Source organism: Providencia sp. PROV_01, from assembly GCF_053098325.1.
The window spans coordinates 3,659,840-3,678,009 of the sequence record NZ_JBRFKD010000002.1 but is presented as its reverse complement, the minus strand read 5'-3'; the positions used below and the strand labels follow the sequence as shown (position 1 = coordinate 3,678,009).

Annotated in this window: 15 protein-coding genes and 6 tRNA genes; 5 read left to right on the top strand and 16 right to left on the bottom strand. The window is 41.4% G+C overall.

What is annotated here, in order from left to right; all coding sequences use genetic code 11:
- Positions 1–360 precede the first annotated feature (360 nt).
- Both ACU696_RS17880 and ACU696_RS17875 read left to right on the top strand, forming a co-directional pair.
- Positions 361–861, top strand: a complete 501-nt coding sequence (locus ACU696_RS17880; protein WP_004908960.1) for a protein disulfide oxidoreductase — start codon at positions 361–363, stop codon at positions 859–861.
- 110 nt (positions 862–971) lie between these two features.
- Positions 972–1,499 (top strand): hypothetical protein, encoded by a 528-nt coding sequence (locus tag ACU696_RS17875; RefSeq protein WP_004908962.1) that lies wholly within the window; start codon positions 972–974, stop codon positions 1,497–1,499.
- A 48-nt stretch (positions 1,500–1,547) separates the two neighbouring features.
- On the opposite strand, the gene ACU696_RS17870 is transcribed toward ACU696_RS17875, so the two are convergent.
- Positions 1,548–2,261 (bottom strand): NUDIX hydrolase, encoded by a 714-nt coding sequence (locus ACU696_RS17870; protein WP_004908966.1) that lies wholly within the window; start codon positions 2,259–2,261, stop codon positions 1,548–1,550.
- Positions 2,262–2,412: 151 nt separating this feature from the next.
- On the opposite strand from ACU696_RS17870, the gene ACU696_RS17865 reads away from it, so the two are divergent.
- Positions 2,413–3,432, top strand: coding sequence for an SPFH domain-containing protein (locus ACU696_RS17865; protein ID WP_109913202.1), 1,020 nt, complete (start codon positions 2,413–2,415; stop codon positions 3,430–3,432).
- Positions 3,432–4,355, top strand: a complete 924-nt coding sequence (locus ACU696_RS17860) for a sugar kinase (RefSeq protein ID WP_209101144.1) — start codon at positions 3,432–3,434, stop codon at positions 4,353–4,355. The genes ACU696_RS17865 and ACU696_RS17860 overlap by 1 nt, the downstream gene beginning before the upstream one ends.
- A gap of 47 nt (positions 4,356–4,402) precedes the next feature.
- Here the strand turns inward: ACU696_RS17860 and lnt are convergent, their stop codons facing one another.
- The 5 genes from lnt to miaB all read right to left on the bottom strand — a co-directional run bounded on the left by lnt (position 4,403) and on the right by miaB (position 10,172).
- A complete protein-coding gene (lnt, locus tag ACU696_RS17855) occupies positions 4,403–5,932 on the bottom strand; it encodes an apolipoprotein N-acyltransferase (protein WP_123382158.1) in 1,530 nt (509 codons plus the stop codon).
- A complete protein-coding gene (gene corC, locus ACU696_RS17850) occupies positions 5,932–6,816 on the bottom strand; it encodes a CNNM family magnesium/cobalt transport protein CorC (protein WP_004908986.1) in 885 nt (294 codons plus the stop codon). The genes lnt and corC overlap by 1 nt, the downstream gene beginning before the upstream one ends.
- A gap of 365 nt (positions 6,817–7,181) precedes the next feature.
- A complete protein-coding gene (gene ybeY / locus ACU696_RS17845; protein WP_004908987.1) occupies positions 7,182–7,649 on the bottom strand; it encodes an rRNA maturation RNase YbeY in 468 nt (155 codons plus the stop codon).
- Complete coding sequence (locus ACU696_RS17840; RefSeq protein WP_209101634.1) at positions 7,650–8,702, bottom strand: PhoH family protein; 1,053 nt, start codon at positions 8,700–8,702, stop codon at positions 7,650–7,652.
- A 39-nt stretch (positions 8,703–8,741) separates the two neighbouring features.
- Positions 8,742–10,172 carry a tRNA (N6-isopentenyl adenosine(37)-C2)-methylthiotransferase MiaB gene (gene miaB / locus ACU696_RS17835; RefSeq protein ID WP_004908990.1) on the bottom strand — a complete coding sequence of 477 codons (1,431 nt, stop codon included), beginning with the start codon at positions 10,170–10,172 and terminating at the stop codon, positions 8,742–8,744.
- Positions 10,173–10,633: 461 nt separating this feature from the next.
- Between miaB and ubiF the strand changes: the two genes are divergently transcribed.
- Positions 10,634–11,821 (top strand): 3-demethoxyubiquinol 3-hydroxylase, encoded by a 1,188-nt coding sequence (ubiF, locus tag ACU696_RS17830; RefSeq protein ID WP_209101147.1) that lies wholly within the window; start codon positions 10,634–10,636, stop codon positions 11,819–11,821.
- A gap of 70 nt (positions 11,822–11,891) precedes the next feature.
- Here the strand turns inward: ubiF and ACU696_RS17825 are convergent, their stop codons facing one another.
- The 10 genes from ACU696_RS17825 to nagB form a co-directional block, all read right to left on the bottom strand.
- Complete coding sequence (locus tag ACU696_RS17825; RefSeq protein ID WP_109912839.1) at positions 11,892–13,247, bottom strand: dicarboxylate/amino acid:cation symporter; 1,356 nt, start codon at positions 13,245–13,247, stop codon at positions 11,892–11,894.
- Positions 13,248–13,792: 545 nt separating this feature from the next.
- Positions 13,793–13,867, bottom strand: a tRNA-Gln gene (locus ACU696_RS17820).
- A 10-nt stretch (positions 13,868–13,877) separates the two neighbouring features.
- Positions 13,878–13,954: transfer RNA gene (locus tag ACU696_RS17815), tRNA-Met, on the bottom strand.
- A 50-nt stretch (positions 13,955–14,004) separates the two neighbouring features.
- Positions 14,005–14,079, bottom strand: a tRNA-Gln gene (locus ACU696_RS17810).
- 31 nt (positions 14,080–14,110) lie between these two features.
- Positions 14,111–14,185 (bottom strand) — tRNA-Gln (locus ACU696_RS17805).
- 31 nt (positions 14,186–14,216) lie between these two features.
- Positions 14,217–14,301, bottom strand: a tRNA-Leu gene (locus tag ACU696_RS17800).
- 6 nt (positions 14,302–14,307) lie between these two features.
- Positions 14,308–14,384: transfer RNA gene (locus ACU696_RS17795), tRNA-Met, on the bottom strand.
- A 369-nt stretch (positions 14,385–14,753) separates the two neighbouring features.
- On the bottom strand, positions 14,754–15,977 hold the full coding sequence (nagC, locus tag ACU696_RS17790) for a DNA-binding transcriptional regulator NagC (protein ID WP_115167741.1): 1,224 nt from the start codon (positions 15,975–15,977) through the stop codon (positions 14,754–14,756).
- 11 nt (positions 15,978–15,988) lie between these two features.
- On the bottom strand, positions 15,989–17,152 hold the full coding sequence (nagA, locus tag ACU696_RS17785; protein ID WP_004908999.1) for an N-acetylglucosamine-6-phosphate deacetylase: 1,164 nt from the start codon (positions 17,150–17,152) through the stop codon (positions 15,989–15,991).
- Between the two features lie 75 nt (positions 17,153–17,227).
- Positions 17,228–18,031, bottom strand: coding sequence for a glucosamine-6-phosphate deaminase (gene nagB / locus ACU696_RS17780; RefSeq protein WP_004909001.1), 804 nt, complete (start codon positions 18,029–18,031; stop codon positions 17,228–17,230).
- Between the last annotated feature and the right edge of the window lie 139 nt (positions 18,032–18,170).

The following is an 18,170-nucleotide window of genomic DNA, read 5'->3' as shown; positions in this document are numbered from 1 at the left end:
GCTGTGGCGTTGTTGGCTGCTCTCGACTACGTGAGTCACATACTTGTGTATGCTCCCCACGATAGTCTCGTTTGCCGCCTAGCCACAACGCGAATTATTTAGAGGATAAAGATTAAATAATCCAAACTCTAAAATTAGAGGATAAAGATTAAATAATCCAAACTCTAGAATTAGAGGATAAAGATTAAACAATCCAAACTCTAAAATTAGAGGATAAAGATTAAACAATCCAAAACTCTAGAATTAGAGGATAGGAAAACAAATATTTAATTAAATGCTAAAGCATTCATTTTAAGTGGATGTTTTGGTTTCTTACATCATTGATTTGTACTATTTGATACCAAATAGGTAAGCAACTATATGAATAAAATAAAAAAATGGTCTAAAGAAATTATTGTTTTGGCAATTATTTTATTTATTGCCTTTACAGTGATGGATTTATGGCGCAAGCCACAAACCCTTGCGCCTGTATTATTGGAACAACACACTCTGGCCAACGGTGAGACGGTTTCATTGGCAGAGTTAAGTAAAGAAAAACCGATATTGGTTTATTTCTGGGCGACGTGGTGTGGGGTCTGTAATTTGACTTCGCCAACGGTATCAGAATTAAGCCAATCAGGTATGCCAATTATTTCGGTAGCGATACGTTCAGGTGAAACATCTCGCTTAATCAAGGGGATGGAAAACAAGGAGCTAACCTTTCCTGTGATCAACGATATAAGCGGGCAACTTTCCAATGCGGTTGGGGTCAGTGCGACGCCCACTTTTATGGTGATTGATAACGGTGAGCTAGTCAGTTTTACATCGGGTTGGACGAGTTCTTATGGCTTAAAAATGCGTATGTGGTTGGCATCTTTTTAGTTTTCTATCATCCCCTTTGGGCTAAAAAAGGGGATTTTTCTGCCTATAAGTTTAATTTATCATTATGGTAAACTCATTCGTCTATATAAATAATAAAATAGGTGAATGGGATGGCTATGTTTAAAAAAGTGGTTGGATTATTTTTAGGTGTGATACTAATCGCGGGATGTTCCCCTGAGGTGGAAGAGAAAACAGTACCAGAACAACCGTCAGGAACGATCGGAAATTCACAAATAGAACAGCGTTATGATGAAATAAAAGCTAATTCAACAGAAGATAAAATTAATGCCTTTAATGCTAAAGGAGATGATGACCCAACGATGTTACGGGGCATTTTTCTGTCTGACATGGCAGAATCATTACCTATGCTGATTGATGATGTGACTCTATTGACTGAAGTCACCGCGAAAAATGGCATGTTATTTTACCAATACACCATCAAAGGGATCCCTGATAACGTATTGGAAGGCGATAGCTGGCAGCAAAATATGCGTGAAATTTTGAACCGCAACTACTGCGGTAAAAATGCAGGTATGGATATTTTGCATGGAATGTTCCCTGAAGGCATTACGCATAATTACCATAAGTCCAACAAACTCATTTTTACTTATATTGTGACCCCTGCGATTTGCCAATAGCATTCATTGCGGTGCCTGATAATATTGATTTATCAGGCAGTTCAAAAATTAAAATTCCAAATTACGAATAAAACGGTAATCCGCTGATTGTGGTTTTAAGCGATATAAATTAGCAGGGCGACCGCGCTCATGGCGTTTCTCTCCAGTATCAATCAACAAATCCGCTTGTTCAAGTCGGCGCCTAAATGATTTATTTTGCAGGGGCTTACCAATCAGAACTTCATGGACATGTTGAAGTTCAGCTAAGGTAAAAACTTCAGGTAATGCAAAGCCTGGAACTATCGAATAAAGTGATTTTTGCTTTAGACGTTCTCTCGCTTGTTGATAGAGTTTAAAATGGTCGAACGCAAGAGAAAGCTGATCTATTTCATCAATAGAGACCCACCTGACAGAATCTACTGTATCAATATGGGCTTCACAGGCTTGGTAAGCAATTAGAGCCGTATAACAAACAGTGACAGACCAACCGCGTGGATCACGTTGGTGGTTTCCAACTGTACAAAGCTGCTCAATATAAGGGGGGATCACGCCTGTTTTTTCTTTTAGTTTACGTAAAATAGCTTCTTCTAAGGTTTGATCATGTTGCTCATCAATAAATCCTCCCGGCAAACCCCATTTCCCCTTTTCGGGGAAACTAGCTCGTTCAACCAGTAATACCTTCAACGTGTTTTCATGGTAAGCAAACAAAACGGCATCGACAGTGAGTAAAGGTGATAAATAATCCTTTCTGTCATAGCTAGCAAGAAATTCTTTTTCATTCATATTGTTACCACTCAAATTCAAAGGTGAAGTTTAGGGGGAAATCATACAGATAAAAATAGTTATTGTCATTAGGACATTTATTTCTTGACTTATTTTTGTCTATAAGACAATAATAAATTAAAGTCTTAAGGACATTAATGAGGAGTACACTATGTTTAACTTTAAATATTTCAAAGCAGACTCATCAACTTTTGTTATTCAATCAGTGAATGGAAAAGTGCGTAAACAAGGTAAGGGGCTCAGTTTTTGGTATAACTCGGATAAAACCTCTATTGCGGCGCTTCCATTGAATGCACAAGAAGCCCCCTTTATTTTTAATTTACAATCTTCTGATTTCCAAAGTTTACGTATTCAGGGACAAATTTCTTTTCAGGTAGTCGCTGCCGAAAAAACGGCGGATGTTTTAAATTTTAACTTAACTAAAGATGGAAAAAGCTATGCATCTGAAGATCCACTTAAACTGAGCGACAGGGTAGTGCGTGCGGCTCAAACTATTATCCAAGCTAAGATACAAACTACTTCATTACGAGATGCATTATTGATTAGCCAATCATTGGTGACATTAGTTAGCAAGCAACTTGCAGAACAAGCTGCAATCGAGTCATTAGGCATCGCTATTTTAGATGTTTCCATTGCAGCAATTGCACCTTCACCTGAAACCCTCAAAGCATTAGAAGCACAAGCGAGAGAATCCATTTTGAAAGAAGCGGATGACGCTATCTATGCCAGACGAAAATTTTCTGTCGAACAAGAAAGGACGATTAAAGAAGCTGAGCTAGAAACTGACTTATCTGTGCAGGCCAAAGAGCAGCAAATTGAAGAAGCTCGCCTTGATAATGAACGTAAGTTGTTACGTGAACGTGCAGAGATTAAGCAAGAAGAATTAACAGCACAGGTGAGTGCGGAAGCAAAACGTAATGAGTTGGTGGCACTTAGCGTGGAAAACCAACGGATCCAATCTGATGCAGATGCTTATGCGATTGAATCTAAAATGAAAGCTTATAGCCAATTACCAGTGGAGAACTTAAAAGCGCTTGCGTTAGCGAAAATGGGACCAGAGCAATTGATGGCAATGGCATTTGAATCATTAGCACAAAATGCAGGAAAAATTGGCGAGTTAAATATTTCCCCTGATTTATTTGGACAGCTAATGAAAAAAGGGGCGAAATAATGAATAAGATTGATGATGCCCGATTTATTCTCGTGATACGTAAAACTCGCTTACAGGAGCTCATTGAACGCTTCAATACATGGCCTCAGGCAAAATTTTATTTGGAACATAATCATGTGGAAGTCGATGATTACTTGAATGAACATGATTTATATCAGCGGCAATTAGTTCAAGCTGAATCAATTTTGAAGTCTTTAGGCCGATTTCAATTATTGGAAAGAAAATTATTACCAAGCTACCAATTTTCTAAGCAGGACATTATCGTCGTGATTGGGCAGGATGGCTTAGTGGCTAATACGTTAAAGTATTTAAAAGGGCAGCCCATTATTGCGATTAACCCCGATCCTGCAAGGTGGGATGGAAAACTACTGCCATTTGAAATTAGTCAATTACAGGAGGTGGTAACGAAAACATTGAAAGGTCAGGTTGAACAAAAATCAGTGACCTTTGCACAGGCAACAACCAATGACGGGCAATCACTACTGGCGGTGAACGATTTATTTATTGGCCCGAAAAGCCACACATCGGCACGTTATTTATTGAACTGGAATGGAGAACAAGAGTTTCAATCATCCTCTGGAATTATTATATCGACCGGACTTGGGTCAACGGGGTGGTTTCAATCTATTTTAGCGGGGGCACAGGCAATTATGGGAGGGAATAATCATCCGTTAGCACAAGGATTTGGCTGGGAGGAATGTAAGTTACAGTTTAGTGTTAGGGAGCCGTTTTTAAGTAAAACGACAGGAACCAGATGGGTATTTGGCACGATAGAGCCGAGTAACCCGTTAGCGGTGGAGTCATTAATGCCCGATAACGGCGTTATTTTTTCCGATGGTATTGAAGATGATTTTTTACAATTCAATGCAGGTTGTATTGTGACAGTGAAAATTGCAGATGTACGAGGGTTATTAGTTGCTTAGCTAGTTTCCCCACCTCATTTATAGACATCGAGGTGGGGTTAACATCGTTACTTTTGACGCCTATTCATAGCAAAACCGAGAATACCAAATACCACGACCACTCCCCACATCGGATAATTACTCCAACGTGCGTAAGGAGTCAGCCCTGTTGTTGGGGTGACTTCAGTAGCCAGTGTTGCCGTTTTAAATTGTGGCAGCATATCCTGAATAGAGCCATCTGCACTGATCACTGCGGTGATACCATTATTGGTTGAGCGCAACAGTGGGCGGCCTAACTCCAAAGAACGCATCCGTGCCATTTGGAAGTGTTGCCAAGGGCCTATGGATTTTCCAAACCACGCATCATTTGAAACAGTAAGTAAGTAGTCGCTATCAGGCTTAAAGTTATCTCTGACCTGTGTACCTAAAATAATTTCATAGCAAATCGCAGCCGTTAGATGAATATTACCAACTGCTAATTGCGCTTGTTCATAATCGCCACGGCTAAAACCCGACATCGGCAAATTAAAGAACGGTGCGATAGGGCGCAGTAAATCTTCTAAAGGTACATATTCACCAAATGGCACTAAATGGTGTTTGTTATAGCGGTTTTTAGATGGATATAAATACGGTTTTTTATCGCCTAATACAATGATTGTATTATAAAAAGTATATTCACCATCCATCGGGCGTGCATCCACAATACCCGTAATTAACTGAGTGTTCGACTCTGCCAGTAATTGGTCGAGAGATTTAAGCCACGTTTGGTTGTCGAGCTCAACGGAAGGTACTGCCGATTCAGGCCAAACAATCAAAGACGCTTTACCGATATAAGGGCGAGAGAGCTCCATATAGGTGTCTTTGGTTTGTTGTAAGAAGCTGGCTTCCCACTTCATTGATTGGGGAATGTTGCCTTGAACCAGTGCCACTTCCATTTTCTTGTCTTCAAGGGAGGTAAACCATTGTACATTTTTGGCAATTAATGGGGCAAAAATTAAGGCAGCCGCAACAGCGAGCGCGATAAAGCTGCGGCGTAGGATAGCGAGTACTAGCAGACCACTGATGCTAAATAATAGCAACGTAATCATTTCCACCCCAAATATAGGAGCGAGAGCTTTCATCGGCCCATCAATTTGGCTATAACCAAATTGCAGCCATGGAAAACCAGTGAGAACCCAACCACGTAAAAACTCAGTAACCTGCCACAGTGCTGGGGCAAAAAAGACTAAACGCCAAATATTGGCATGTGGGGCAAATTTAGCCATCAATGCGCCAAAAAGCCCAGTATAAAGAGAAAGGTATGCCGCTAAAAGAATAACAATAAATACGTTAACAGGGCCTGGCATGCCGCCAAAATCTGCAATGCTGACGTAAACCCAGTTAACGCCACTACCGAATAAGCCAAATCCCCAAGCAAAGCCGATAGCAAAAGATTGCTTGACCGTGCGCTGCAAGGTCAGTAATTGGAGGAAAAGGATAGAAAGTAGTGCGGCAGGCCAGATGTCAAAAGGCGAAAAAGCCAGCGTTCCACTGGCTCCGAAAATTAAAGCCAGCAGTAACCGCAACCGCTGACTTTGATAAATAGACGTTGAGTTCATTAAGTCTTTTCTTCTTCCAAAGTTGGAACTGGCGCGTCGTCTGGGATTTTTACGTGAAGCAGAAGGATCCGGCGACTATCTGCCATCGCAACTTTAAATTGATAGTTGTCTATGGTTATGGTTTCACCACGAGAAGGTAGATGACCAAAGGCTTGCATAACGAGGCCACCGACCGTATCAACTTCTTCGTCACTAAAATGAGTCCCAAAGGCTTCATTGAAATCTTCAATCTGCGTCAGGGCGCGGACAGAATAAGAATGGCGGCTAAGCTGGCGAACATCAACATCGTCTTGGTCGTCATACTCGTCTTCGATTTCGCCTACGATGAGCTCTAAAATATCTTCAATGGTTACTAGACCAGAAACACCACCAAACTCATCAATAACGATAGCCATATGATAGCGTTGAGAGCGGAATTCTTTGAGTAGTCTGTCTACTCGCTTACTTTCAGGTACAACAACCGCTTGGCGTAATACCTTATCGATACTAAAAGGCTCTGCGTCGGTACGCATAAATGGCAGTAAATCTTTTGCCATCAATAACCCTTCGATATGGTCTTTGTCTTCACTAATAACAGGGAAGCGTGAGTGAGCAGAGTCAATAATGACATCAAGGCACTCATCAAGCGTTTGATTACGTTTTAAGGTAACAATTTGGGAACGCGGGATCATAATGTCGCGCACGCGTTGATCCGCGATATCCATTACCCCTTCAAGCATTTCGCGGGTGTCAGGATCGATCAAATCGTTCTGTTCAGAGTCGCGGATTAATTCGACCAAATCATCACGATTTTTAGGTTCACCATGAAATAGGTGATTTAACAGTGCAAAGAACCCTTTCTTAGGACCAGGGTTATCGCTACTCGAAGAGTTATCGTCGCTCATGGCGGTTAATTTTTTTTTCCTCAAAAAATACTCGTCATACTTCGAACCGCAGCGTTGTTGGCTGCACTCGGCTACTCGAATCACATACTTATGTATGCTCATCGAGATATCCTAGCTTGCCGCTTAGCTGCAATTCGAATTATTTAGAGTATTCACTCGTCGTATCTCGAACTGCAGCGTTGTTGGCTGCACTTGGTACCAAAAGTAGCCCAAGTCAAAGTATTTGGAGCTTAGGTTAGTTAATAAAAACAGTTTGCTACATTCTTTTTTAGCACAAAATTGACGGTTTATCTGCAAAATAACCGTCAGTTTTTTGTAAAATAATGCTTTCTTTGAGAAAGATATCTCAAAAAATTATAGTTAGGTCACTCTTTTTCTGCAAGATATGGGTCTTCGTAGCCTAATTCAGCCAGAATTTCGGTTTCTAAACTTTCCATTTCTTCTGCTTCATCATCTTCAATATGATCATAGCCTAAAAGATGAAGGCAACCATGAACGACCATATGAGCCCAGTGTTCTTCTGCCGTTTTTTGTTGCTCGATAGCTTCTTGCTCAACAACTTGGCGACAGATAATTAAATCACCGAGCAAAGGCAGCTCAATTTCTGGCGGAGCCTCAAAGGGGAATGACAACACGTTGGTCGGTTTGTCTTTGCCACGATAGGTTAAGTTTAAGTGATGGCTTTCGGGTTCATCAACCACCCTAATAGTGACTTCACTTTGTGCTTGAAATTTAGGCAAAACAGCTGTTAACCAACGCTGAAATTCGGCTTCAGGAGGCAAGCCTTCAGGGTTTTCGCACGCAATTTGTAAATCGAGAATAATGTCACTCATTTATAGATTTTCCTGCTTTTCAAATTGCTTTTGCTGTTCTTTTTCTTCACGTAACTGTTGGCGACGTTTATTGTCTTGTTCTTCCCATGCTTCATAAGCCATGACGACTTTGGCAACAACAGGATGACGAACCACATCTTCACTGTGGAAGAAATTGAAGCTTAAATCATCGACTTCGGAGAGCACTTCAATGGCATGACGTAATCCTGATTTACTACCGCGAGGCAAGTCAACCTGAGTAATATCTCCCGTCACAACCGCTTTAGAATTAAAGCCAATACGTGTTAAAAACATCTTCATCTGCTCGATGGTGGTGTTTTGGCTCTCATCTAAAATAATAAAAGCATCATTCAACGTACGGCCACGCATATAGGCCAGCGGCGCGACTTCGATAACATTACGCTCAATCAGTTTTTCAACTTTTTCAAAGCCTAACATTTCGAATAGCGCATCATAAAGTGGGCGCAGGTAAGGGTCGACTTTTTGGCTGAGGTCGCCCGGTAAAAAACCAAGTTTTTCACCTGCTTCAACAGCAGGGCGCGTAAGCAGAATGCGGCGAACTTCTTGGCGTTCTAAGGCATCAACTGCCGCGGCTACCGCTAAATAGGTTTTCCCAGTTCCCGCAGGGCCAATGCCAAACGTAATATCATGGTCTAAAATATTGGCGATATATTGCGCTTGATTTGGGGTGCGTGGTTTGATCACACCACGTTTAGTCTTAATATTCACCGCTTTACCGTAGTCAGGAACGCTATCGGCGGATTGCTCTAAAACACGGCTATCCAGAATGGCTAAGTGAATATTTTCAGGGTCGATATTAGGGATAACACCGCGCACAGGCGCGGTATCAACATACAGTTGACGCAAAATTTTGCTGGCCGCTTGAACGTTCAGCGGCTTACCCGATAACTTAAAACGGTTATCACGGCGATTAATTTCGATAGCAAGGCGGCGTTCTAGCTGCTTGATATTATCGTCAAATGGCCCGCAGAGGCTCATTAAACGTTGGTTATCTGCGGGTTCTAGAAAGATTTCTTGTGTTGCGATTTGCAAATTTTTTGTCTCGGTCACTGAATATCCTATGGTTGTGGCTTAGGGCTGAAAACTACCAACACCTAGCTCATCTTCTTTACGGGTGCGTGCAATAACAGACTCTGGCGATTCATGAACGCGAAGACCCATTTGATCTTCTGTACGAATGACTTTACCGCGTAATGAGTTGGTATAAACATCCACAATTTCGACATCCACAAATTTACCAATCATATCCGGTGTACCTTCAAAGTTCACAACACGGTTATTTTCAGTACGTCCAGACAGCTCCATAACATTTTTACGCGATGTTCCTTCAACTAAGATACGTTGAATGGTTCCCACCATTTGGCGGCTGAAGCTTAATGCCTGCTGATTAATGCGCTGTTGCAGTAAGTATAGACGCTGTTTTTTCTCATCTTCCGTTACGTCGTCAGGTAAATCTGCAGCGGGTGTGCCAGGACGTGCGGAATAAACAAAGCTGTAGCTCATGTCAAAATTCACGTCAGCAATCAGTTTCATGGTTTTTTCGAAGTCTTCGGTTGTTTCACCGGGGAAGCCCACGATAAAGTCTGAACTGATAAGAATACCAGGGCGTGCTTCGCGTAGTTTGCGAATAATGGCTTTGTATTCAAGTGCCGTATGAGCACGTTTCATCATCGTTAGAACGCGGTCTGAGCCACTTTGCACGGGTAGATGCAAGAAGCTGACTAATTCTGGAGTATCCCGGTAAACTTCGATGATATCGTCAGTAAATTCAATTGGGTGGCTAGTGGTAAAGCGAACACGGTCGATACCATCAATAGCTGCAACTAAACGCAGTAATTCTGCAAATGAGCAAATTTCACCATCAAAGGTCTCACCGCGGTAAGCATTCACGTTTTGACCCAGTAAGTTAACTTCACGCACACCTTGTGCAGCTAACTGTGCGATTTCAAATAGAATATCATCACAAGGGCGGCTAACTTCTTCACCACGGGTATAAGGCACTACGCAGAAGGTGCAATACTTATTACAGCCTTCCATAATCGAAACGAAAGCCGTTGGCCCTTCAGCACGAGGTTCGGGTAAACGGTCAAATTTTTCAATTTCAGGGAAGCTGATATCAATAACTGGGCTGCGCGTACCTTGAACTTGGTTAATCATCTCAGGCAAACGGTGCAAAGTTTGCGGGCCGAAAACGATGTCAACGCTTGGTGCACGTTGGCGAATAAAATCCCCTTCTTGTGAAGCGACACAGCCGCCTACACCAATAATAATGTCAGGGTTTTTGTCTTTAAAAAACTTCCAACGACCAAGTTGATGGAAGACTTTTTCTTGTGCTTTTTCACGAATTGAACAGGTATTAAGCAGTAATAAATCTGCTTCTTCAGCAATTTCAGTGAGTTGATAACCATGGGTATTTTCTAATAAAGAAACCATTTTGGATGAGTCATACTCATTCATCTGGCAACCCCAAGTTTTAATGTATAGCTTTTTATTCGTCGACATGTCGTATATCCGGTGTTTTCGAAGCGGCTAGTGTAATGGACTCCGAAACGCGTTGTAAATCCAAAGTCCTACCCTTTATATTTGGGAACTCGCATGCATTTTGATTAAGGACATCATTGTATGATGGGATAAATGCAAAGATATTTAAAATAATATCACCACACGAAATCTAAGGGCAGGCAATTTGCCTATTGTTTTAAAATTAGCACGTATTGTATTCATTTGCGGCATCAGTGACCAGAGGATGTTGCAAAATTGTGGTTGTTTTTTGTGCAAATTAAAGTGTTTTCGGCAAAATACACTGTTTGTAAGGTTATAAAGATGAAGGGCGCGAATAACCTCTAAGCCTTCAATGCTTATATTTCCTGTGAGGATCATCATTTTTCGGTACAATACCTTTATCAACGTGGTCACTGTTATCAAACAACAATCTTTATTAAACAATAAATAGTAGCGAACGTATGAATAAATTAATCGAATCTTATGATGTTGTCGTCGTTGGCGCAGGTATGACTGGCGCGGCAGCAGCATTGGGCTTTGCTCAAGAAGGCATGCGAGTCGCTTTGCTTGAAAAAGCACAACCTGCGGCCTTTGCCCCACAAAGTGCTCCAGATGTTCGTATTTCTGCGATTAGCCGTGCTTCTGTTGAATTGTTGGAGCAATTAGGGGCTTGGCAACATGTTAAGGCAATGCGAAGTGCTCCATATCGTCAGTTAGAAACATGGGAAGAGCCAGAGAGCAATGTGGTTTTTGATGCTCAGAGTCTTGGGTTGCCTGAACTTGGGTTTATGGTAGAAAACCGTGTGTTACAGCTTGCATTATGGCAAGAATGTGAAAAATACAGCAATCTAGACCTTGTCTGCCCTGCGAGACTTATCAATTTATACCAACCTAAGTCACAAGAAGAGTGGATATTAGCATTAGATGATGGCCGAGCTCTGCAAGCTAAGCTTGTTATTGGAGCTGATGGCGCGAATTCGCAGGTCCGCAAAATGGCAGGGATTGGTAGCCGTGGCTGGCAGTATCGCCAATCATGTATGTTGATTAGCATTCAAACACAGCAGTCTCAGCAAGATAAAACATGGCAGCAGTTTTTTCCATCAGGGCCTAGGGCATTTTTACCGCTGTATGATAATTGGGCTTCATTAGTCTGGTATGACAGCCCTGCAAAGATTAGGCGTTTACAAGGCATGTCAATGGAACAGTTGACGGGAGCGATTTCTGAAGCTTTCCCTGAACGTTTAGGGCCTGTTACCGCAATTGCGTCAGGGGCATTTCCACTGACTCGTCATCATGCTCGTCGCTATGTAATAGATGGATTAGCATTGATTGGTGATGCCGCTCATACCATTAATCCATTAGCGGGGCAGGGAGTGAATTTAGGCTACCGAGATGTTGATGCGTTGTTGAAAGAAGTGATTTACGCGCGCGAATACATACAACCTTGGCATTCCCTTGATGTATTGAAGCGTTATCAACGCCGTCGTTTGCCTGATAATTTAATTATGCAAGCTGGAATGGACGTATTTTATATGGCATTTAGTGAAAAGTTACCAGGATTGAAAATAGTTAGGAACCTTGGGTTGATGGCGGCACAGCGTGCTGGAGAAGCGAAAAAGCTGGCGTTGAAGTATGCTTTAGGTTTATAGAAATTATCTTGAATATAATAAATAGGCCGCTAATTAGCGGCCTATTTATTATTAAGTGAAGAAGTTATGGTTATTTATTATTAGCTAAATCAACCGGCTGAATATTACTTGTGTCTGTATTGATGCTGTCATCTTCAGTAATCACTGAATCTAATGTTTCATTTTTTGCTGAAAATGCATGAGCCAGTTTTTCTGTGTCGAGTTCTTTTTCCCAACGCGCAACAACGATACACGCACATGCGTTACCCACTAAGTTAGTTAATGCACGGCACTCAGACATAAAACGGTCGATACCTAAAATAAGCGCCATACCTGCGACAGGAACGCTTGGCACCACCATCAGTGTGGCTGCTAAGGTAATAAACCCTGCACCCGTCACACCAGCTGCACCTTTTGAGCTGATCATCGCAACTAACAGCAACGAAATTTGTTGCCAAATAGTGAGCTCAATATTAGTGGCTTGGGCAATAAACAATGCAGCCATCGTCATATAAATATTCGTACCATCAAGATTGAATGAATAACCCGTTGGGATAACTAACCCGACAACCGATTTTTCACACCCTGCATGCTCCATTTTGCGCATTAAGCTTGGCAGTGCCGCTTCGGAAGAAGAGGTACCTAAAACTAACCATAGCTCGTCTTTGATATATTTAATTAGCGCAATGATGGAGAAGCCGTTGTATTTAGCAACTGCACCCAGAACAAGTAAGACGAACAACAGTGAGGTAATATAGAACGTCATAATCAGCATCATTAAGTTGCCGATAGAGGATATTCCATATTTACCAATAGTAAATGCCATTGCGCCAAATGCCCCGATAGGTGCGAGTTTCATGAGCATCGCAACCATTTTGAACACAGGCTCAGAGAAGTTTTGTAGTAGTTTTACAATGGGCTCGCCGTGTTTACCTGTTGCAGCTAATGCTAATCCGAAAATGACAGCAATAAATAGAACTTGCAGGATGTTGCCGTTTACTAATGGACTAATGACGGTATCAGGGATGATATTCATCAAGAAGCCAACTATCGAAGATTCGTGTGCTTTTTCAACGTAGGTGGCAACTTTAGTGCTATCAAGGGTTGCCGGATCAATATTAAGGCCTGAACCTGGGCGAATGATATTCGCGACGATAAGACCGATGACGAGGGCGATGGTCGAGAAAGTGATGAAGTAGAGCATCGCTTTACCTGCGACGCTACCAACGGCCTTCATGTTTGACATGCCAGATATACCAGTAACAACAGTTAAGAAGATAACTGGCGCAATAATCATTTTAACGATTTTGATGAATGCATCACCAAGCGGTTTTAATGATTCTCCAATGTCTGGAAAAAAGTGGCCAAGTGCGATACCCAGAACGATGGCTACGATTACCTGAACATATAAAATCTTATATATTGGTTGCTTTATCATGTTTCGCATAAATTTTCTCTGTAAAAATGTTGCGTTTGGCAATTTATAATTATTAGGTTTAAAACTTTTATTAGAGTTTCTGAGAACTAATTTAGTTGGAATGGAAGAAGGGGCTGAATCTATTAGTACCAGAGGTTGATAATAATTTAACTGGTAATAATCATACCTAACTACAATTCGAGCGCAGATTACCACTTTCAGCAGTTATAGAGAAATGATTGAAGTCACATATTTGATAGAAAAGTTATGCAAACGTAAATTTTATGAGCTAAATGTTGCTTTAATATCACTTTAAGCGATTAAGCTATTGGTTATCCGATAATATTGGAATTAAATAAATAAAGAAACTACCAAAAAGTCATCATTTAAGCTAAAAATAGAGATAGAAATATAAAAAACAGTAGAGATGAAGCCTCAACCTATTAAAAAATGGAGTTATCTGCTATTTTTTTATTTTTTATTTAATTTATCAATAAAATCGATAAGCAAAATTAAGATAGTTTAGGCAGAGAAAGAGAGAATAGGCGTTAATTTAAGTGATATTGAAAAGAGAATGGCTGGGGTACCAGGATTCGAACCTGGGAATGCCAGGATCAAAACCTGGTGCCTTACCGCTTGGCGATACCCCAACAAAAGAAATGGTAGCTACGACGGGATTCGAACCTGTGACCCCAACATTATGAGTGTTGTGCTCTAACCAACTGAGCTACATAGCCATATATAATTTCTTTGAAATGAATTGTGCAACTCTAGGTAGGATAGTAGATGGCTGGGGTACCAGGATTCGAACCTGGGAATGCCAGGATCAAAACCTGGTGCCTTACCGCTTGGCGATACCCCATCCGGGAATTCTACTATTGATTGTTTTAAGATGGCTGGGGTACCAGGATTCGAACCTGGGAATGCCAGGATCAAAACCTGGTGCCTTACCGCTTGGCGATACCCCAATCTTAAATTCAATGCTACCGAGAAGGAAAATGGTGCGGGAGACAAGACTTGAACTTGCACACCTTGCGGCGCCAGAACCTAAATCTGGTGCGTCTACCAATTTCGCCACTCCCGCAAATAATGGTGGCTATGACGGGATTCGAACCTGTGACCCCAACATTATGAGTGTTGTGCTCTAACCAGCTGAGCTACATAGCCATCTTTTTTTGCATAACCTTCGTCGGCGTTGCGGGGCGCATTATGCTAATTACAGACCCGACAGTCAACAGCTTTTTGCACTATTTTTCAGAAAACGTGACTGTTTGTTTGTTGAATAATCATTTTGTCGATAAAGCCAGCAAAAAACAAGCCCGTATTTGAAAAAAATCACTTTTTGTCTTAGACGCTAGATAAATGTAATTTGGTTATGGTGTGAAATAAAACAGCGAAAGAGCTAAAAAATTTGTGTGGGGGAACAAAACGGAGGAATGGGGAGTATGCTAAAAGTGATGTATGGAATGCAGCGTTCAGTTTATAGACAATAAAAAAGCAGGTATCTCAACCTGCTTTAAAAAAACACGCCAAAAATTAGCTTTCAAACAGTTTTTGTAATAATTCACCATTGAGCATCGCGCGTTTAGTGAGTGCGAAAGCGCCTATTGCCGAGTTATGAACTAGCTGCGATGTGACGATGGGAAGATTCTCTCTAAATCCTTTTAAGGCTTGTGTATCAATGCAGCTTTGAATTGCGGGTAACAGAATTTGTTCTGCTTCCGTGATATCGCCTGCAATAACGACTTTTTCAGGGTTAAATAAGTTTATAGAGATAGCTATCGCTTTACCGATTTGCCGGCCAACGTGCTGGATAACTTCCGTAGCAAGAGGATCTCCCTTATTAGCGGCTTGGCAAATATGGGAAATCGTACAAGTTTCCAATGTAAGGGAGCTCGAATAGCCTTGTTCTAAACGCTGTTTTACGCGGGCTTCAATCGCTTGGTTTGAGGCAATGGTTTCTAAACAACCAAAATTACCGCAATGGCAAAGTTCGCCAAGAGGGTCAACTTGAATATGCCCAATTTCCCCGAGGTTACCTCGATGGTTGAGTAATATCTCTTTATTGATGACTAAACCCGCCCCTGCGCCTCTGTGGATGCGAACTAGTAGAGAGTCTTCGCAATCACGAGTAGCACCAAAATAGCTCTCAGCGAGGGCTAGGCTGCGAATATCATGCCCTGCATAACAGGTAATTTTAAAGTGTGCTTGTAAATTGTCGATGAGATGCCAATTGTCGACCTTGATATGTGGCATGTAGTAAACAATCCCACTATTTGGGTTAACTAGTCCAGGGAGAATAATAGAAATCGCGATCAGCTCTTTTAAGCGCTTGTGATTGTGCTCAATAAAATCTTCAAGAGCGGCAATCAACTTTTGTTCTACGGCTTGCTGAGAAGGCTCTGTGATAGGGTAATGGGCATCGACAATCATTTTGCCACCTAAGTCGTATAAGGCGATGGTGGCATCATAGCGCCCTAAGCGGACGCCAATCGTGTGAAAATTTTTGTGTTCAGAAACAATAGATATGGCACGACGGCCTCCAGTAGAGGCCTGTTGGTCAACTTCTTTAATTAAACCACGTTCGAGTAACTGGCGAGTGATTTTAGTCACACTGGCTGGGGCAAGTTGGCTTTGCTCCGCGATTTGAATTCTTGATATCGGGCCATGTTGGTCAATTAAACTATAGACGACAGCGCTATTTAGTTGTTTGACGAGATCAATATTACCAATTTGCTTCAGCGAGTGGCTTTGATTCATTAGCTAGTTACTCATTTTTTGTAGACTTCTGCTCCGTTAACATAGGTTGCAAGGACGTCGAAGTCGTGGTTAAACGCGGTTAAATTCGCAATTTTACCCGGAGCAATAGACCCTAAAGTCTCATCAACTCCAATGGCTCTTGCGGGGTAGAGCGTTGCCATTCTCAGTGTTTCATCTAATGGAATACCCACGTACTCTACACTGTTTCTCACTGCTTCTATCATGGTGAGTGACGAGCCGCTGAGTGTGCCATTTTCATCTACACATAATCCATCGCGGTAGTATATGGTTTTACCCGCGAAGATAAAATGATCCATTTCACCAGTTTGAGGATCTATTCCTGCCGGCGCTGTGGCATCAGTCACTAAAATTAATTTATCACCTTTTAAGTGCTTACTATTACGGATATTTGCCCACTGAACATGTAAGCCATCAGCAATAATTCCTGCATACACTTCAGGAGTGTCATAAATAGCACCAACTAAACCGGGGCCACGGCCTGAAATATATGGCATGGCGTTGAAAAGATGCGTTGAAAAGCGAATTCCGGCTTTAAAGCCCAGTTTAGCCTCTTCATACGTTGCATTTGAATGCCCAGCAGAAATAACAATGCCGGAATCTTTCAATTGATGAATGTAATCAAGTTCAACCATTTCAGGCGCTAAAGTGATTTTAGTGATGGAGTCTGCATGAGCAGCTAAATAATCAATCATCTGCGCGGATGGTTGGCGGATAAATTCAGGGTTATGTGTGCCTTTTTTAATAACATTAATATATGGGCCTTCTAAATGGAGCCCGAGAGCTTGGTTCTTGTGGTCTTTTAAGTACTCAGTCATGACCTCAATACCATGCTTCATCAATTCGTCAGAGCAGGTAATCAGCGTTGGCAGGTAACTGGTACATCCTGTACGCTCATTGGCTTTTTGCATGATATCCAAATTCTTTAATGTGACATTTTCTTTATTATCATTGAATTGGACACCACCACAGCCGTTGACTTGCAGGTCAATAAACCCTGCAGATAACGTCGCACCTTGTAGGTCATGTTGTGGAATATGGGAAGGTAATTCAGAGACAGGACAAACATCTTTGATGATTTCACCATCAATGACGACCGCATGGTTATCCAGTCTTTCATGACCTGTATAAATAATGCAATTTGTTAATGCATACATGGCTTAAAACTCCTGACCTCTGGAAAGTGGGTCACCGATCAGCCTTCGCTGATCGGGTGATTGATAAATATAATCTTAGTTAAACTTTTCAATAATTTCAGATTCTAGCTGTTTGAAATATTTAAGCGTTTTAACTTTTAATTCGAGTGTTGCGGGTTCATCACAGACGACCAGTGCTTTTGGGTGCATTTGCACGCAGCTCACTGTCCACATATGGTTAATTGAACCTTCAACTGCGGCATGAACTGCGTTCGCTTTATTCGCACCCGTTGCAAGTACCATTAACTCTTCAGCATCCATTAATGTGGCGACACCGACAGTTAAAGCAAATTTTGGTACTTGATTGATATCATTATCAAAGAAACGTGAGTTAGCTTGGCGCGTTTCTGGTGTCAATGTTTTAATGCGGGTGCGTGAGTTCAATGAAGAACCGGGTTCATTAAAAGCAATGTGACCGTCGTTACCTACGCCGCCCATAAATAAATTAATTTTGCCGTAAGATTTAATTTTATCTTCATAACGTTGGCATTCCGCATCAACATCTGGGGCATTACCATTCAGTAAATTAATATTTTGCGCTTGAATGTCGATGTGGTTAAAGAAATTTTCATGCATAAATGTGTGATAGCTTTGAGGATGATTAGCTGGAATACCAATATATTCATCCATATTAAATGTTACCACATGCTTAAAACTAACTTTTCCTGCGTTATATAAAGCAATCAGTGCTTTATAAGTGGCAAGAGGGGTACCGCCTGTTGGTAACCCAAGAACGAAAGGGCGATCAGCAGTAGGGTTGAATGCGTTGATTTTGTCAGCGATATACTGTGCGGACCAAATGCCAACATCATGCGCATTATTAAGTGGAATTAGCCTCATGTCTCAATTACCTCTAATAAGTCTGTGAAATCTTTCATGTATATATGTATCCCTGATGTTATTCATTAGATATAGGAATACTCGTTATACTTCAAATTTATTGTGCATTATCACTTGGTTGACATGCTATTTTTGTTTC

Excerpts from the sequence above, each read along its gene's own strand:
- ACU696_RS17880 (WP_004908960.1), top strand. The coding sequence starts at position 361 with ATGAATAAAATAAAAAAATGGTCTAAAGAAATTATTGTTTTGGCAATT.
- ACU696_RS17875 (WP_004908962.1), top strand. The coding sequence starts at position 972 with ATGGCTATGTTTAAAAAAGTGGTTGGATTATTTTTAGGTGTGATACTA.
- ACU696_RS17870 (WP_004908966.1), bottom strand. The coding sequence starts at position 2,261 with ATGAATGAAAAAGAATTTCTTGCTAGCTATGACAGAAAGGATTATTTA.
- ACU696_RS17865 (WP_109913202.1), top strand. The coding sequence starts at position 2,413 with ATGTTTAACTTTAAATATTTCAAAGCAGACTCATCAACTTTTGTTATT.
- ACU696_RS17860 (WP_209101144.1), top strand. The coding sequence starts at position 3,432 with ATGAATAAGATTGATGATGCCCGATTTATTCTCGTGATACGTAAAACT.
- lnt (WP_123382158.1), bottom strand. The coding sequence starts at position 5,932 with ATGAACTCAACGTCTATTTATCAAAGTCAGCGGTTGCGGTTACTGCTG.
- corC (WP_004908986.1), bottom strand. The coding sequence starts at position 6,816 with ATGAGCGACGATAACTCTTCGAGTAGCGATAACCCTGGTCCTAAGAAA.
- ybeY (WP_004908987.1), bottom strand. The coding sequence starts at position 7,649 with ATGAGTGACATTATTCTCGATTTACAAATTGCGTGCGAAAACCCTGAA.
- miaB (WP_004908990.1), bottom strand. The coding sequence starts at position 10,172 with ATGTCGACGAATAAAAAGCTATACATTAAAACTTGGGGTTGCCAGATG.
- ubiF (WP_209101147.1), top strand. The coding sequence starts at position 10,634 with ATGAATAAATTAATCGAATCTTATGATGTTGTCGTCGTTGGCGCAGGT.
- ACU696_RS17825 (WP_109912839.1), bottom strand. The coding sequence starts at position 13,247 with ATGCGAAACATGATAAAGCAACCAATATATAAGATTTTATATGTTCAG.
- nagC (WP_115167741.1), bottom strand. The coding sequence starts at position 15,977 with ATGAATCAAAGCCACTCGCTGAAGCAAATTGGTAATATTGATCTCGTC.
- nagA (WP_004908999.1), bottom strand. The coding sequence starts at position 17,152 with ATGTATGCATTAACAAATTGCATTATTTATACAGGTCATGAAAGACTG.
- nagB (WP_004909001.1), bottom strand. The coding sequence starts at position 18,031 with ATGAGGCTAATTCCACTTAATAATGCGCATGATGTTGGCATTTGGTCC.